The 14,786-nt window shown below is 64.3% G+C and carries 15 protein-coding genes and 1 pseudogene; 8 read left to right on the top strand and 8 right to left on the bottom strand.

Annotated elements, in window-relative coordinates:
- Positions 1-515: DUF1214 domain-containing protein (locus EN738_RS07250; RefSeq protein ID WP_245494411.1), on the top strand; the 515-nt coding region annotated here is incomplete at its 5' end.
- Complete coding sequence (locus EN738_RS07245) at positions 508-1,056, top strand: DUF1254 domain-containing protein (protein WP_127283109.1); 549 nt, start codon at positions 508-510, stop codon at positions 1,054-1,056. The genes EN738_RS07250 and EN738_RS07245, both read left to right, overlap by 8 nt.
- A 54-nt stretch (positions 1,057-1,110) precedes the next feature.
- Here EN738_RS07245 and EN738_RS07240 read toward each other — a convergent pair whose 3' ends face one another.
- Complete coding sequence (locus EN738_RS07240; RefSeq protein ID WP_187331197.1) at positions 1,111-1,290, bottom strand: hypothetical protein; 180 nt, start codon at positions 1,288-1,290, stop codon at positions 1,111-1,113.
- Positions 1,291-1,478: 188 nt separating this feature from the next.
- Between EN738_RS07240 and EN738_RS07235 the strand changes: the two genes are divergently transcribed.
- Positions 1,479-2,534, top strand: a complete 1,056-nt coding sequence (locus tag EN738_RS07235; RefSeq protein WP_127283107.1) for a DUF2336 domain-containing protein — start codon at positions 1,479-1,481, stop codon at positions 2,532-2,534.
- Here EN738_RS07235 and EN738_RS07230 read toward each other — a convergent pair.
- The 3 genes from EN738_RS07230 to EN738_RS07220 all read right to left on the bottom strand — a co-directional run bounded on the left by EN738_RS07230 (position 2,529) and on the right by EN738_RS07220 (position 5,450).
- Positions 2,529-2,879, bottom strand: a complete 351-nt coding sequence (locus EN738_RS07230) for a DUF1491 family protein (protein WP_127283106.1) — start codon at positions 2,877-2,879, stop codon at positions 2,529-2,531. The genes EN738_RS07235 and EN738_RS07230 overlap by 6 nt on opposite strands.
- Positions 2,880-2,962: 83 nt before the next feature.
- Positions 2,963-3,733: a peptidoglycan-binding protein gene (locus tag EN738_RS07225; protein ID WP_127283105.1), complete on the bottom strand. Its 771-nt coding sequence runs from the start codon at positions 3,731-3,733 to the stop codon at positions 2,963-2,965.
- Positions 3,708-5,450 carry a HAMP domain-containing sensor histidine kinase gene (locus tag EN738_RS07220; protein ID WP_127283104.1) on the bottom strand — a complete coding sequence of 581 codons (1,743 nt, stop codon included), beginning with the start codon at positions 5,448-5,450 and terminating at the stop codon, positions 3,708-3,710. Before EN738_RS07220 ends, EN738_RS07225 begins: the two co-directional genes overlap by 26 nt.
- Positions 5,451-5,982: 532 nt before the next feature.
- Here EN738_RS07220 and EN738_RS07215 point away from each other — a divergent pair.
- Positions 5,983-6,351, top strand: a complete 369-nt coding sequence (locus EN738_RS07215; RefSeq protein WP_127283103.1) for a DUF5330 domain-containing protein — start codon at positions 5,983-5,985, stop codon at positions 6,349-6,351.
- A 110-nt stretch (positions 6,352-6,461) separates the two neighbouring features.
- The gene (locus EN738_RS07210) at positions 6,462-6,890 is read left to right on the top strand and encodes a SufE family protein (RefSeq protein WP_127283112.1); all 429 of its coding nucleotides are present in this window, start codon (positions 6,462-6,464) and stop codon (positions 6,888-6,890) included.
- A gap of 118 nt (positions 6,891-7,008) precedes the next feature.
- Here the strand turns inward: EN738_RS07210 and EN738_RS07205 are convergent, their stop codons facing one another.
- Positions 7,009-7,434 carry a MucR family transcriptional regulator gene (locus EN738_RS07205; RefSeq protein ID WP_127283102.1) on the bottom strand — a complete coding sequence of 142 codons (426 nt, stop codon included), beginning with the start codon at positions 7,432-7,434 and terminating at the stop codon, positions 7,009-7,011.
- Between the two features lie 419 nt (positions 7,435-7,853).
- A complete protein-coding gene (locus EN738_RS07200; RefSeq protein WP_127283111.1) occupies positions 7,854-8,222 on the bottom strand; it encodes an SH3 domain-containing protein in 369 nt (122 codons plus the stop codon).
- Positions 8,223-8,338: 116 nt separating this feature from the next.
- Between EN738_RS07200 and EN738_RS07195 the strand changes: the two genes are divergently transcribed.
- The 3 genes from EN738_RS07195 (at position 8,339) to EN738_RS07185 (ending at position 11,795) form a co-directional block, all read left to right on the top strand.
- The gene (locus EN738_RS07195; RefSeq protein WP_127283101.1) at positions 8,339-10,465 is read left to right on the top strand and encodes a S9 family peptidase; all 2,127 of its coding nucleotides are present in this window, start codon (positions 8,339-8,341) and stop codon (positions 10,463-10,465) included.
- A 64-nt stretch (positions 10,466-10,529) separates the two neighbouring features.
- Positions 10,530-11,156, top strand: a complete 627-nt coding sequence (locus EN738_RS07190) for a LysE family translocator (protein ID WP_127283100.1) — start codon at positions 10,530-10,532, stop codon at positions 11,154-11,156.
- A gap of 249 nt (positions 11,157-11,405) precedes the next feature.
- Entirely contained in the window at positions 11,406-11,795 is a 390-nt protein-coding gene (locus tag EN738_RS07185; protein ID WP_127283099.1) for an SET domain-containing protein-lysine N-methyltransferase, read from the top strand.
- Between the two features lie 36 nt (positions 11,796-11,831).
- Here the strand turns inward: EN738_RS07185 and EN738_RS07180 are convergent, their stop codons facing one another.
- Together EN738_RS07180 and EN738_RS36140 are read right to left on the bottom strand one after the other, a co-directional pair.
- Positions 11,832-14,429 carry an AMP-binding protein gene (locus EN738_RS07180; protein ID WP_127283098.1) on the bottom strand — a complete coding sequence of 866 codons (2,598 nt, stop codon included), beginning with the start codon at positions 14,427-14,429 and terminating at the stop codon, positions 11,832-11,834.
- 123 nt (positions 14,430-14,552) lie between these two features.
- Positions 14,553-14,786: pseudogene (locus EN738_RS36140) on the bottom strand (cytochrome C); the annotation flags it as partial.

Raw genomic sequence — 14,786 nt, 5'->3', positions numbered from 1 at the left:
GGTATGCGCTGCAGGCGCAGGACGGCGTCGGCGCGATCAGGATCGGCCAATGGACGGCCTTTCCCGAGATCGGCACGCAAGGCGCCGACCCCTATTCGAAAGCGCGCGTGGCGCGCGAGGGCGTGCTGGCGCTGGGCAAGGCCGAGGGCCTGTCCTTCATCGCTGAGCGCGATGCCGGCGGCGAGCCGTTGAGGCGCGAATGCGCCTATACGATCGAAGGCGGATTCCCGACCGCCCGCTTCTGGACGCTCTATGCCGCCGACCAGTCGCTGGGCGTGGTCGACACCGGCAAGCCGAGGCTGGCCGCGCTTCAGTCCTACCAGGTGCTTCGCCAGCCCGACAATGCGGTGACGATTGCCGTCGGCAACCGCCCCGCCCCCGGCAACTGGCTGCTGACCGACGGCTTCGGCAAGATGTATTTCGTGCTCACCTTCTACGATACGCCGATCGCCAGCAGCACCGGCCTGTCCGACGTGGCGCTGCCCAGCATCGTGAAAGTGGGCTGCAATGCGTAGGCTCTTCCACGCCGTGCTGCTCGGCCTGATCGGCGCCGGCATCGTCCATATCGTGGTGCTGATGCTGGTGCCGGATTTTTCCGAGCGCGATGCCTGGTCGCGGCTGGCGATGGCCTCGGACCTCTACAGGATGACCAGGCTCGACGCCGAGGCCGGCGGCGCGCCGGTGGTGAAGTCGGTCGATCCGCTGTTCTACGCGGCCGCCTGCCGCTTCGACCTCGCCGAAGGCCTGGTGCGCATCAAGGCGCCGGGCCACGTGCCGTTCTGGTCGGTCTCGGTCTATGACCGCAACGGCCACAATTTCTATTCCTTCAACGACCACACCGCGACCGGTGGCGTGCTCGATACGGTGGTGCTGACGCCGGCGCAGATGATCGATGTGCGCCGGGAACTACCGGAGGAGCTCCAGGGCGCGATCTTCGTCGAGGCGCCGATCGAGGAAGGCATCTTCGTCATCCGCGCCTTCGTGCCGGACGACAGCTGGAAACCGATCGTGTCACGCTTCCTGGAGCAGAGCTCCTGCGAGCTGCAGGAGTACTGACCGGCCGGCCCCGCCTGCGCTATCCCCAGTGCTGGAGCGTCCTTGCCGCCTGCCCTAGTGATGCGGCACGGGCGTCGGCGGCTTGTCCGGGCCAGCCGGCCGCGTCTCGCCGGCCACTGGCGGCTGTTCGTAGCGGACGCCGGGGAAGATGATCACCGCCGCCGGCGTGCCGGTGTTCTGAACTGCTCGATTTACTGGTGCCGGTCGCGGCACGAAAGACAGTACCATGCCCATGGTTCGCGTATTCCTCTCGGTTGCACCGGAGCAGAACGCAACGCCTCCAAAGTTGATTAAGGCGGGCAGAGGGTTAACGGAGCGCTAACGGATCGCCGCTAATTTGATCTTTGTTTCTGGCGAACGCGAAACCGGCACGGTTCGGTCGAGCAAAGCCAGGCTTGTGTCGAGTATCGGGCGTATCCTCCGTGTCATCTTCGGATTTCAGGCAAATCGCTATTCGGACGGAGGCGGGAAAGGCCGAAAGGCTGTTCCGCGCATCGGTATCGGCATTCTGCTCGCTCACGCGCCCATCGCGGCGCCAGATCGGCCAACTCGAGGACCTGACGCTGCCGCTGTTCGAAGAGGTGTCGGTCGAATCGCGACGCTACGTCGCCGCCGCGCTTTCCGAATGCGAATACGCGCCAGGCGCCCTGGTCCGGCGGCTGGCTGAGGAGCCGGTCGACATCGCCGCTCCCTTGCTGACCCGCTCGCGGGCGCTGAGCGACATCGACCTCATCGCCTTGATCGGGCGACACGGCCTGCCGCATGCGCGCGCCATTGCGCGCCGCAAGGAACTGAACCCGACCATCGCTGATCTGATCAGGGCGCTCGAGAAGCCGACGCTGGTCAGGGTGCGGCCGCCACAGCCGATCGCGCAGCCAGTGTCCGCGAAAGCCGAAGCGGCGTCGGCCAAAGCCGAAGCGACACCGGCCGCGGAATCGCTCGCCATCGCCACCGACGAGGATGCGCGGCAACCGCCAGGCATGGCTGCCGAAAATGCCAGGCGCCGCCTGCGCGCGATGATGCGTCCTGAAACCGGAAGCGAGAGTGTCAATCCGTTCGTCGGCCGGGCGAGCTTTGTGAAGCTGCGCGAGACCGCGCTGACCGGCAATGCGGCGTTCTTCCAGACCGCGCTGGCGGACGCACTCGACATCGATTTCCAGACGGCGCGCTCGCTGACCGAGCAGGCCAGCTATGCCGCGCTGCTCGCCGCCTTGCGCTCGCTCGACCTCAGCGAGGATCGCGCCTTCCTGATCGCCGTCGCCGTCTACCCCCGGGAGTTTCCCCATCCGCAGGCGATCCGCCTGTTCCTCGACCGCTACCGCCTGCTGCATCGCGAGGCGGCGCTCGACAAGGTGCGCAACTGGAAGGCCGAGACCCTGTCGCGGGGGATCAGCGGCAACGCAGCCGACAGGGCGAATGACGAGGAGCGCCGGGCCTCGAACAGCGGCGACGCGGCCGCCAGCCTCAAGGCGTCATGAGTCCGTCCTGACGGACAAAAGCTCCTCGACCGGAACGGCGCCGGCCTCGATCTCGACCACCCATATATCGGGATCGAACTTCTTCTCGCGCTCCAGCCTGGCGTCGAACGGCGCGGCATCGTCGCCGGAGCCGAGCAGGCTGAAGAAGCGCTCGTCGGGCTTGGCCGAATCGTAGCTGGTCTGCGGCGCCGGCCCGAACAGGGCGACCTCGCCCAGCCGGCCGCGCGACAGCACGAAGATCGCGCCCGCCTCGGCCGCGCCGCGCGTGACCACGGCGGCAAAACCGCCAGCGGCGAACACCCGGCGCAACAGGGCCGACACCCACAGGTCAGTGGTCACGCGCATGGCAAGGTTCCGGACGACATGCGCGGCTCCTTACAGCATCAAGCCGGAAACCAAAACAGATCGCTCCAGCTATCGGCCGACGCTCAGTTGGTCAGGCCGATCTCGCGCATCTTGACGTAGACGATCTCGTCGGGCTCGCCGGTCTGCGGCAGGCCGAACAGCGACTGGAATTCCATGATCGCCGCCTTGGTTCGCGCGCCGACGACGCCGTCGAGCTGCATGTCGTCATTGCCGAAGGCCTTCAGCCCGGCCTGGATCTTGACGATGCGGGCATCGGGCGCCGGCGCGGCGGCATCGGCCGGCGCGGAGACCGGGATGGGCGCAGGCGCGACGGCGGGAGCGGCGACGCTGTCCACCGGCCTCGGCACCGGATGCGGGATGGCCGCCGTCGTCTGCCTGGCGCCGAGCTGGTCGAGCAGCACGGCGTCGATTTCGCCGGTCGCCGGCAGCCCGACCTTCTGCTGATAGGCCTGGATGGCCTTGCGCGTGTTGGGGCCGGAGATGCCGTCGACGGTGCCGGAATAGAAATCGAGATCCTTCAATATGCCCTGGACCTGCTCGACGGTGGGGTCGGTCTTGACCGGCGGCCGCACGATGTTGATCGTCGTCTCGGGCTCGTCAGCCGCGCGCGGAAAGTCCTCGATGCTTCGGGTGGCGAAGAAGGCGCCGGCGTGCGGGAACGGCTGGTACCAGAGCGCGTTGGCCGACACGTAGAACAGCGTCACCAGGAAAGCGGTCGAGCCGCCGACCAGCACCGGATTGCGCGAGATCATGCCGCCGAGCGCGAGCGCGCCCTCCTCGAAGGCGCTGCTTTGGCGCTTGACCGCCCTAGGCTGTCTTGCGGAGCGAGCCATTCCTGTCCCCTTTCGCATGCCCCTTGGTCTTCACCGCTGGTATCGCCAGCACGCCGCTATCCTTGTCCCGCGAATGGCCCTTCGGCCCGTTCACCGGCAGGCTGATCGTCACCGTGGTGCCCTCGCCCGGCATGCTTTCGATCGACATGGTGCCGTCGTGCAGCGCCACCAGGCCCTTGACCAGCGACAGGCCGAGCCCGGTTCCCTCGAAGCGGCGCGTGTAGTCATTCTGGATCTGCATGAACGGCTTGCCGAGATTGGCGAAATCCTCCTCGGCGATGCCGATGCCGGTATCGCTGACCCAGAAATGCAGCCGCGAGCCGACGCGCTTGGCGCCGACCACGACATTGCCGCCATCCGGCGTGAACTTGATGGCGTTGGAAACGAGGTTGATCAGGATCTGCTGCACGGCGCGGCGGTCGGCATTGATCTCGCCCGCATCCGGCGCGATCTGCGCGGCAAGGCCGATGTTCTTGGTCTCGGCCTGCAGCCGCATCATCGACCGGCACATATCGACCGCCTCGACGAAGCGGAACGGCTCCGGCTCGGTCGAATAGGCGCCGGCCTCAATGCGGGAGACGTCGAGGATCGAGCTGACGACGCCCAGAAGATGCTGGCCTGAGTCCCTGACCAGGCTGACATATTCCTTCTGGCGCGGATCCTTGAAGGGACCGAACATCTCATGCAGCAGCATGTCGGAGAAGCCGATGATGGCGTTGAGCGGCGTGCGAAGCTCGTGGCTGACCACGGCAAGGAAGCGCCCCTTCGCCACCTCGGCCTCGGCTGCGGTCTCGTTGGCAGCGGCGAGCTCTTCGCGCAGCGCCGCGACATCGTCGTTCTCGCTGAGCAGCAGCGTGAACGCGTCCTGCTGTTCGCCCTGCATCAGCTGAAGGCGAAACGGCTGGAAATTGTCGGCGGCTGCCGAGCCATCACGCGGCAGCCGGATGCGCAGATCGATCCGGCGCATGGCGGCGCCGTCGCGCATGTCGGCGAGCGCCGAGAGATAGCCGACGCGGTCGGCGAGGTGGATGCGCTCGAACAGGCCGGTGCCGAACAGGAGTTCCGGCTGCAGCCGCAGGATGGTGCGCGCCTTGGCCGAGGCGTCCAGCACCTCGCCATGCCGGCCGAGGCGCAGAACCACGGCATCGATGATATCCTCCAGCCGGTCGCCGGCAAGCGACGCCGGCTGGGTGCCAGCCGGGCTGCTCAGCGAATTCAGGCGCGGGATCAGCGTCGACGCCCAGGCCAGCGGCAGGAGCCAGTGCCAGGCAGCGATCTCGGCCGGGGCGAGCGGTGGCAGCGAGCCGGCGAAAGGTTGCAGCAGGACGGCGCCGAGCGCGGACAGCGCGCCCCAATAGACTGCGCGTCGCGAGCCGCCGATCCACCAGGTTTCGAATGGCAGCGCAAGCGCAAGCAGCGCGACGGGCGAAGCCAGCCCGCCCGCGGCGAAGATCGCGGTGCCGAGGGCAAGACCGCCGAGCACGAGCGCCGCCTGGCCGGCAAGCGCCATCCGACCCGATGCCGCCACCAGCAGCGCGGCGAACCAGCAGAAACCGAAGGCGGCGAAGATCGCGGCAATCGTGACGGCGGCGCCGAGGCTCGATGTGACCAGCGTTACCGCGGCGCCGGCGGCGAGGAAGGGGGCCGCCAGCATGACACCGATGAAGCGGCGCTGGCGCAGGCGCTCGCCCGCGGCGGTAATGGTCGGATGGACCATACGGTCGCAGCCGGCAGCCATCGCGCCAGGCAATTCAACGTATCTGGCCGTAATCGAACTCAACGCACTCGCACCCGATCGTGAACTGCCCTGCTTTTCGCAGATCGCTGTTGTTGTCCTGAAACTCTCATTCAGCGTTTAAGGAATGGATAAGGCGGACCCGGTCAACGCCCGGCCCGCGGCAAATATTGGGACGCCGTCACGGCGAAACCCGGCGATCTCGCGCCATGGTAAACGGAGGGTTATGCAAAACCGGTGGAGGCAAGCTGCGCAAAACCGAGCGTCAATCGCCCTCGCGTTTCAAAATACACTTTAATAACAACAAGATACATGGTTATCGTAAAGTTAATGCAAGCGATGAGATTTAAGTGAAATCGGTTGCAAAACCAATCCTTTCGAATTTGCCTAAAATTTGAGGAAAATTCTCTGTTTGCTTACAAGCCGGTCTTTGCGCGTGTGTGCCACTATGCAGCCCATAAAAGAGGTCATGCCGAAGGATGCGTGATCCGGTCACGGACGAGAGGGCATTGAGATGGGCTTTCTTATTAGAATGGTTTTCTGGTTTTCGCTGGTGCTGCTGGCCCTGCCGCTGAATGTCGGCAGCGACGAGGCCGGCCACGACAGCGTCGGGCCGATCCAGGCGCTGTTTGCGGCGCGCGAGGCGGTCGGCGACATTGCCGGCATCTGCGAGCGCAAGCCCGATGTCTGCGAGACCGGCAAATCCGCCATGCACACGATTGGCGTCCGCGCCAGGGAGACCGCGAAGATCGCCGCCGCCATGATGGACGACACCGGCGACAAGCCGGCGAACGGGCTCGACACGTCCGTCGCCACCGGCAGCGTCGACATCGTCCTGCCGGCGACCGTCAACATCCCGGCGAAGGCGCCGACGAAGAATTGAGTTTTCAGCCGCTGATTGGCGACACCGCAGGCCCGTCCGACCTCTCGACGCCTGCGGTGTTTTCTTCTTTTTCCGTGACGCGAGGACGCCGGATGACTATATCCGGCACAATGACAACGACGATCCAAACGATCCGCGACGACTTTTCCCTGCTCGACGAGTGGGAGGACCGCTATCGCTATGTGATCGAACTGGGCGAAGCGCTGCCGCCGTTTCCGGAAGCCGAGCGCACCCCCGCCAACAAGGTGCCGGGCTGCGTCAGCCAGGTGTGGCTCACCACCGAGCACGGACCGGGCGCCGATCCGGTCATCGCCTTCAGGGGCGATTCGGACGCTCATATCGTGCGCGGCCTGGTCGCCATCATGCTGGCGCTGTATTCCGGGCGGCCGGCGAGCGAGATCCAGAAGACCGACGCGGAAGCGACTCTGAAGACGCTCGGCCTCGACGAGCACCTGTCGCCGCAGCGCGCTAACGGCCTGCGCTCGATGGTCAAGCGCATCAAGCGCGACGCCGAAGCGGCGCTGACGCAGGCCGCCTGACCTGACAAATCGGATTTTTGGGAACGATTGGCGCGGCGACCGGCCGGCGCGCCGGCGAGTGCTTCAAAGCAAGACGGCGCCCGAAGGCGCCGTCCGGCATCGAAGTGACGAATTGCCTTCAGCGGCCCTTGCGCTTGCGGCCGAGGCCCATCTTCTTGGCAAGCTGCGAACGGGCGGCGGCGTAATTGGGAGCCACCATCGGGTAGCTTGCGTCGAGACCCCACTTCTCACGATATTCATCGGGCGTCAGATTGTAGTGGGTCATCAAGTGGCGCTTCAGCGACTTGAACTTCTTGCCGTCCTCAAGACAGACGATGTAGTCGTCATGGACGGAGCGCTTCGGATTGACTGCAGGCTTCTGCTTGTCGGCGGGCGGCGCTTCGGTGGCACCGCCCACGCGGCCAAGGGCTGCATGGACATCGGCGATCAGGTTCGGCAGTTCGCCGACGGGTACGGGATTGTTGCTGACATAAGCTGCGACCACATCGGCGGTCAGCTCGATCAGCGCGTCGCTGTTTCGGGAAGGTGTTTCGGCGATATCCATTGTGTTCAGGCCCCAACGAGAGTTGTTTCTAACTGCGCCCATTTTTTGGCTGGGCTTCGCGCGAATTTCATGCAGGAAAGAGCCTCTGCGATTCGCGTCGCATGATCTTAATGATCCCAATAGTCAAGTAAGTCAATTCGCCTAACGTGCTATATTCAGCGATATTAATCAAATATTCCCCGTTCAGCTTCAACCTTTCGTGCATCGCGTAACTTAGCGAGATTTTTCTGGTCAGACCAGCACCACCTGACGCGGCGTCACGTCGCAATTACATCGGCAAAAGCAGCTAAAATAAGTGAAATGCTTCGCCTATGCTTGATCCGCGACAGGTCGCAAGGTTTCCGCATCCTAATGAAATCACGGGTTGCAAGGCATTACTGCTTCGCGCGGCCGGAGATAAGCGGAGGATGTCGGGCCGCTCAATACGGCGCGATGTACTTGCCATAGACCCAGCCGGTGACAAAATGGCCGTCCCGTGCCGGGTCGTGCCAGATCTCGCACCAGCGATAGCGCACTGCCTGGCGCTGCTCCCAGTGCGGCTGGCCCGCGATGTCGAGCAGGTTTATCCCGCCGGTGCAGCGGCCGGTCATCTGCAGCACGGCACCGTTGGGATAGGCGGCCTGCTTCTGCGAGCTGCCCAATGGATATTTGCGCGCGTTGAGCGTGTCGCCGTAGGGCACGCCCGACACTTGCCAAGCGCCGAAGGCGGTTGCATGAGACTGGCCGGCGGAGGCCAGAACAGTCGAAGCGACGGCAAGAGCCGCGGCGGTGCGAATACAGAAATTCATCATCTTCCCTCTCTCCGGCCTATCGTGGAGCCGTCGCAACAATGCCGGCCGGCTCTTGAACCGACGCTGATCGGCGTGTTCATTTGCCATTCAAGCAATTTCCGCAGCGAGACCTAATGACCAGATCTTCCGCCTTTCCGACCGCCACCCCGCCGCAGACCGAGAAACGGTCCATCTTCGACACGCATCACGGCTTCACCCGCACAGACGACTACGCCTGGCTGCGGGCCGACAACTGGCAGGCAATGTTCAGGGATCCTTCCCTGCTCGACAGCCGGATCCGCGCGCATCTCGAAGCCGAGAATGCCTATCAGGCAGTGCTGATGGCCGACACCGCGGGACTGCGCAAGCGGCTCTTCGCCGAGATGAAGGGGCGCATCAAGGAGGACGATTCCACCGTGCCGATGAAAGACGGCCCCTATGCCTATGGCTCGTCCTACAGGCTGGGCGGCGAGCAGCCGCGCTATTTCCGCACGCCGCGCGATGGCGGCACGGACGAGATCCTGCTCGACGGCGATGCGGAAGCCGAAGGCAAGCCCTATTTCCGCCTCGGCGGCGTCGACCATTCGGCCGACCACAAGAAGCTCTTGTGGGCATTCGACGACAAGGGATCCGAGTTCTTCACGCTCCGCGTGCGCGACCTCGGCAACGGCCACGAACTGGCGGACAGGATCCCCGATACCGGTGGCGGCGGCGTCTGGAATGCCGGCGATGACGGGTTCTTCTATACCCGCCTTGACGACAATCATCGTCCCTCAAAGGTGCTGTTCCACGCGCTTGGCGACAGCGCCGAAAACGATCGGCTGATCTATGAGGAAACCGATCCGGGCTTTTTCATGGATGTCGGCGGGACGCGTTCCAACGAGTGGATCATGATCGGCATCAACGATCACGAGACCTCGGAATACCGGCTGATGCGCGCCGGCGACCCGCTTGCCGAGCCGAAGCTGGTCGCCGTGCGCGAAACCGGCCTGCAATACGACCTCGAGGAAGGTGGCAACATCTTCTTCATCCTCACCAACGCCGACGGCGCCAAGGATTTCAAGATCATGACGGCACCGGTCGAAAATCCGGTGCGCGCAAGCTGGCGCGAGCTGGTTCCGCACGAGCCCGGACGGCTGATCCTCTCGGTCCTGGGCTTCAGCAACTACCTGGTCCGCCTGGAGCGCAAGGAGGGCCTGCCGCGCATCGTCGTGCGCGACCGCGAAAGCAGCGAGGAGCACTTCATCTCCTTTGACGAGGAAGCGTTCTCGCTCGGCCTGTCTGGTTCTTACGAGTACAATACCGAGATCATGCGCTTCACCTATTCGTCGATGACGACGCCGGCGCAGGTCTTCGACTACAACATGCGGACACGCGAGCGCGTGCTGTTGAAGACCCAGGAAGTCCCTTCGGGTCACGATCCCGACCACTATGTGACGCGCCGGCTGATGGCGCCCGCCAGCGACGGCGAACTGGTGCCGATCTCGCTCATCCACCACCGCGACACGCCACTCGACGGCTCGGCGCCTTGCCTGCTCTACGGCTACGGCTCCTACGGCATCACCGTGCCGGCGTCCTTCAACACCAACTGCCTGTCGCTGGTCGACCGCGGCTTCGTCTATGCCATCGCCCATGTCCGCGGCGGCAAGGACAAGGGCTACGGCTGGTACGATGACGGCAAGCGGGCGCAAAAGATGAACACGTTCACCGACTTCATCGCCTGCGCGCGCCATCTGGTGGCCGAACGCTACACGGCGCATGACCGCATCGTCGCGCAAGGCGGCTCGGCCGGCGGCATGCTGATGGGGGCGATCGCCAACATGGCGCCGGAGTGTTTTGGCGGCATCGTCGCCGAAGTGCCGTTCGTCGACGTGCTGACCACGATGCTCGACGCGACCTTGCCGCTGACGCCGCCGGAATGGCCCGAGTGGGGCAATCCGATCGCCTCGGCCGACGACTACGGCACGATCGCGGCCTACTCACCCTACGACAATGTGGCGGCGCTCGACTATCCGCCGATCCTGGCGCAGGCCGGGCTCACCGATCCGCGCGTCACTTACTGGGAGCCGGCCAAATGGGTGGCGCGGCTGCGCGAGCGCAAGAGCGGCGACAACCCGGTGCTGTTCAAGATCAACATGGAGTCCGGCCATGCCGGTGCTTCCGGCCGGTTCTCCAGGCTGGAGGAGATCGCCTACACCTATGCCTTCGCGTTGAAGGTGGCGGGCAAGGCCGATTCAGTCTCGGCGGCGGCGAGCGTGTGAGAAGGCCATTGCGTCGCGAGCCACGGCGTGGCTTTGATTGGGCGAAGTCGCGGAGGACCCTGGAATGATCGACTTGGCCACATTGGCGACCTATGTCGCGGTCGTGCTCGGCTTTGTGTTCATTCCCGGCCCCGCCACGCTGCTGACCGTCGCGCGGGCGACGAGTTCGGGAACGAAAGTGGGCATCGCCACCGGCGCCGGGATCGCGGCCGGCGATATATTCCACACCGTCATGGCGATGGTCGGCATCTCGGCGATCATCGCCACATCGGCGATGCTGTTCAGCATCGTCAAATATATCGGCGCAGCCTATCTCGTTTATCTTGGCATACGTGCGATCATCGAGAAGACATCGACCGATCCAGCCGCCGGTGCCCTTGCGATCCGGGCGGGCAAGGCTTTCCGCCAGGCAGTGCTAACCGAGATGCTCAACCCCAAGACCGCGCTGTTCTTCCTCGCCTTCCTGCCGCAATTCGTGCGGCCGGAAAACGGATCGGTGATGCTTCAGCTGGCGGCACTGGGAATCATCTTCGTCCTGCTAGGCCTGTTCAGCACGGTCGTCTTCGCGGTGAGCGCGGGTGGGCTGGGTGCCTTCCTGCGCCGGAATCCCGCGGTGCTGAAATGGCAAGGCAAGGTCGTCGGCGCGATCTACTGCGCGCTCGGTGTGCGCCTGGCGTTGCAGCAGCGCTGAGCGGTGCGCACCTGCTGTTCAGAGCAGCGCAAAACGGCCGTCCAACGGCCAATTGCGGGACCTGCCGGCATCGCTCCCAAACTGATGCGTCCGGTCATAAATTTTTGATTTGCGCATGACGTTTTCAGAGGCTTCATTTCGCGCTCATGCGCGGCGATTTTGTGCTCGCAATTGCCGCTGTCGCGCGCTACCCAATGCCCGGCTTTTTTCGAGCCGCGCCTGCCAGTCACCGTCTTGCAAGGGTCCGCCATGCTGCTCGTCGACGTCTATCTCGACAAATCGCCCATCCAGGGCATCGGCGTCTTCGCCAAGAACCACATCCCCCAAGGCACGCTGATCTGGAAGCTCGACCCCAGATTCGACCGGGTGATCGAGGTCGACACCTATGAGAACGAGACCGGCCCGGTGAAATCCTATCTCGACCGCTATTCCTATCCCGACCGCCGCGATCCGGCCTACATCGTCTTCGAGGCCGATGACGCCCGCTACATGAACCATGACGACGACCCGAATTGCGACGTCTCCTCGCCGGAGGAAACCTACACGCTCCGAGATATTGCGCCTGGCGAAGAGCTAACCTGCAACTACAATCACTTCTTCGAAAGCGGCTTCGATTTCCTCGGCGACCGCCACCCGTAGCCCGAGCGGCTCAAGCACGACCGCGGACTAGGCGTCTCACGCAGAGAGCAATTCCGGCTGGCGTCCTACCGCCAATCTGCCGCGCAGGTTTCGAACGGCGGCCAAGGCTTTGCCGGCGATGATGCCTAGGGTGACGCCGCCAGCGATCGCAAGCAATTGGAAGCCCGGAGCCGGCAACCGGCCCGCGACGGGCGCCATCAAAAGCTCCGGGACGAAGCGGTGAAACAAATAGATCGGGAAAGCCGCGACGGCGACCTGCATAACCACCCGCCCCACCCCGGCTGGCAGGCGAAGACGCGGCAGATAGAGAAGCGCCGAAAGCGCCGCGAAAATCATCAAATACTTGACCGTCGTGCCCAGCCAGACCGACTCCCAAAAGGCCAGATACCCCAGCACAACGGCGGCAGACGCGGTCACGACGATTTTCCTGGCGGGCGTGTCGGCCAACCCGGCGCACCAGCCGAAGACAGCAAGGTGGAAGACCCAGTAGATCGCGAATATCTGGCGGTTGCCTAGCTCGACGAACAACGGGACCGAAAAGCGCGCGGCAGCGGCAAATACCAAAAGGCCCAGCGAGAAGGCGAAGGGTCGAGCTCTGGCCAGCCGGCGTAGAATGGGAATGGCGAAGATGAGAGCGAAGACCAGAAGCGTCTGCGCGTAGGCCTCGATGAACCAGTAGAGATAAGGGACCATCTCGTGACGTTCCGGTTCGGCATAGCCGAAGTTGCCGGTAAGGGTCATCGAGGCCCAAGGGGCCGCCTGCCAGGCGACGGCGTAAGCGGCGACAATGAAGAAATACGGGATCAGCACGTCGATCGCAGGCTTCAGCGCGTGCCGAATTCGCCCGGCGAGCAAATGGGCCGACTGGAAACGCGCAAGACTGTAGCCGACAAGCAGCATCATGACCCCGGAACCGCCGGGGATAGGCCACAGCGTCTCGTGATGCACGACCACCAGAAGGATCGCGATGACCCTCAACACCAGATCGACCGGCAGTTCGGTTGCCTGCATGCGTGCGAGAGGCCGCGCCGCCGCATGACGATGTGTCAGTTCCGCGACGCTTAGCCGTTCCCAGCCGTCCGGCAGCTCCAAGCCGAGCCGTTCGAGTTCCAGAGCCAGTTGCAGGAAGCGCAGGGAATCGCCGCCGAGGGAGACAAAGCTGTCGTTGCGACCGACGCGGAGCGGGTAGAACACGCGAGCATAGGCATCGGGCACGCCGCCCCTTTCGGAGCGGGCCTCCGCCCGTCCTTCCAACATCTCGCGCTGAAGGCAGCCATAGTCGACCTTGCCGGATGCAAGCCTTGGAAAGTCGCCGCGCGTCGCAACCCGAACCAGATTGGCGGGCAAGCGGCTGACTTCGGCCAGGATACGGTGTGTCCTCCCCGCCGAGCCGGCGCCGACCACATAGGCATGCAAGCCTCGATCGTCGCCGAGCACCGCGGCTGCAATACCTTGCCGCTGCAGCGCCTGCTCCATGACATCGAAGCCGATCCTGAGGCCGGCAATCTTGGCAAAGCGGCTCTTGCGCCCGACGATGCGGAAGAAACCGTGCTCGTCCTGCACGGCAATGTCGCCGGTGTGCAGGGTCTCGACCTCGGCACCCCGCAGCAGATCGCAACGCTTCGCGCCGTAACCCATCATTACGTTAGGACCGCGATAGACGAGTTCTCCGGGAATGTCCGCTCGCCTGATCGGCTTTCCTTCGGCGTCGACGATGCCAAGGCTGCCGCCCGGGATGGCGACGCCGATCCGCTCCTCCCTGTCGGAAAGGCTCTCAGGCGGTACGAAAGCGATGCGCGCCGTCGCCTCGGTCTGGCCGTACATGACGAAGAAGCCGCCGCCCCGGGCGCGCATGTGATCCCTGTAGAGGCGGATAAGGTCCGGGCGGAGCTGTCCGCCCGCCACCGTCATCATCCGCAGTGTGCTGAACTCGACCTCGCGAAAACGCGCTCTTTCCAACAGCTCGTAGGAATACGGTACGCCAGACAGATTCGTGCAGCCGCCGTCGGCGATTGTCGTGAGGAAATCGCCGTCCATAATGGAGGCGCCGGGGAAGAGGACGCTGGCGCCCGCGATCAGATGCGAGTTGAGGACCGATAGCCCGTAGGAATAATGCAGCGGCAGCACGAGAGCGGCCCGGTCGTCCGAAGAGAGTTCGAGATAGGCCGCAATCGAGCGCGCATTGGCTTCGAGATTGCCATAGGACAGCCTGACGGCCTTGGCAGCACCCGAGCTGCCGGACGTCATCAGCAGCAGTGCGAGATCGGGGTGCAGCGGCTCGGCGTCCCGTGCACACCGAGCCTCCCTGACCAGACGCCATCGGCCGTCGAGTGGCCGATAGGTGAAGTCGGGCTGGAAGGCCGCCAGGAAATCATCCCAAAGTCGGTTGTCGCATGGCGGCAGCATGGCCACCGCATGGCCGGCCCGCAAGGCTCCAAGATAGGCGACGATCGCATGCTCGGAGGCTTCCGCCGCGATGGCCACCAGCTGCTTTTCTGCTTGCCCCAGCCTCGCTGAGAAGCGCTGCGCAAGGCTGTCCAGCTCCGCGTAGGAGAGCGTTCGTCCATCAGCGAGGAGAAGCGCCGTGCGCTGCCCGCCAAGGCTAGCTCCGGACACAAGATCGATCGAGGGCATGGCAACTTCGGTTAGCCGGAAAACTGGCCGAAGCGCCTATAATACATGAGTATTGAAGTCAACTAATATGCATCGCGAGATCAATTGCGTGGATGGTGTCGCGCACGGGCGACATGCAGGCGGTCAACTCGCCGGCTTTTTGCGCGCCGGATAGCCGTTGGGATGCGGCGGCACGGCCTTGAGATAGGCGGCGATCGCGGCACGGTCGTCGGCAGTCAGTTCGGCCATGTTCTTCTGCACTTCGACCATGGCGCCGCCGACGGAATCGAAATCCGGCGTAAAGCCGGTCTCGAGATAGTTGGCGATATCGCCCTCCGACCACCCGCCGATGCCGCCCTCGCCCGCCGTGATGTTGGG

This window comes from Mesorhizobium sp. M4B.F.Ca.ET.017.02.2.1 (assembly GCF_003998955.1).
Classification (GTDB): Bacteria; Pseudomonadota; Alphaproteobacteria; order Rhizobiales; family Rhizobiaceae; genus Mesorhizobium; species Mesorhizobium abyssinicae.
Note: the sequence above shows the minus strand (reverse complement) of the source record. Positions and strands in the feature narration are given on the sequence as shown.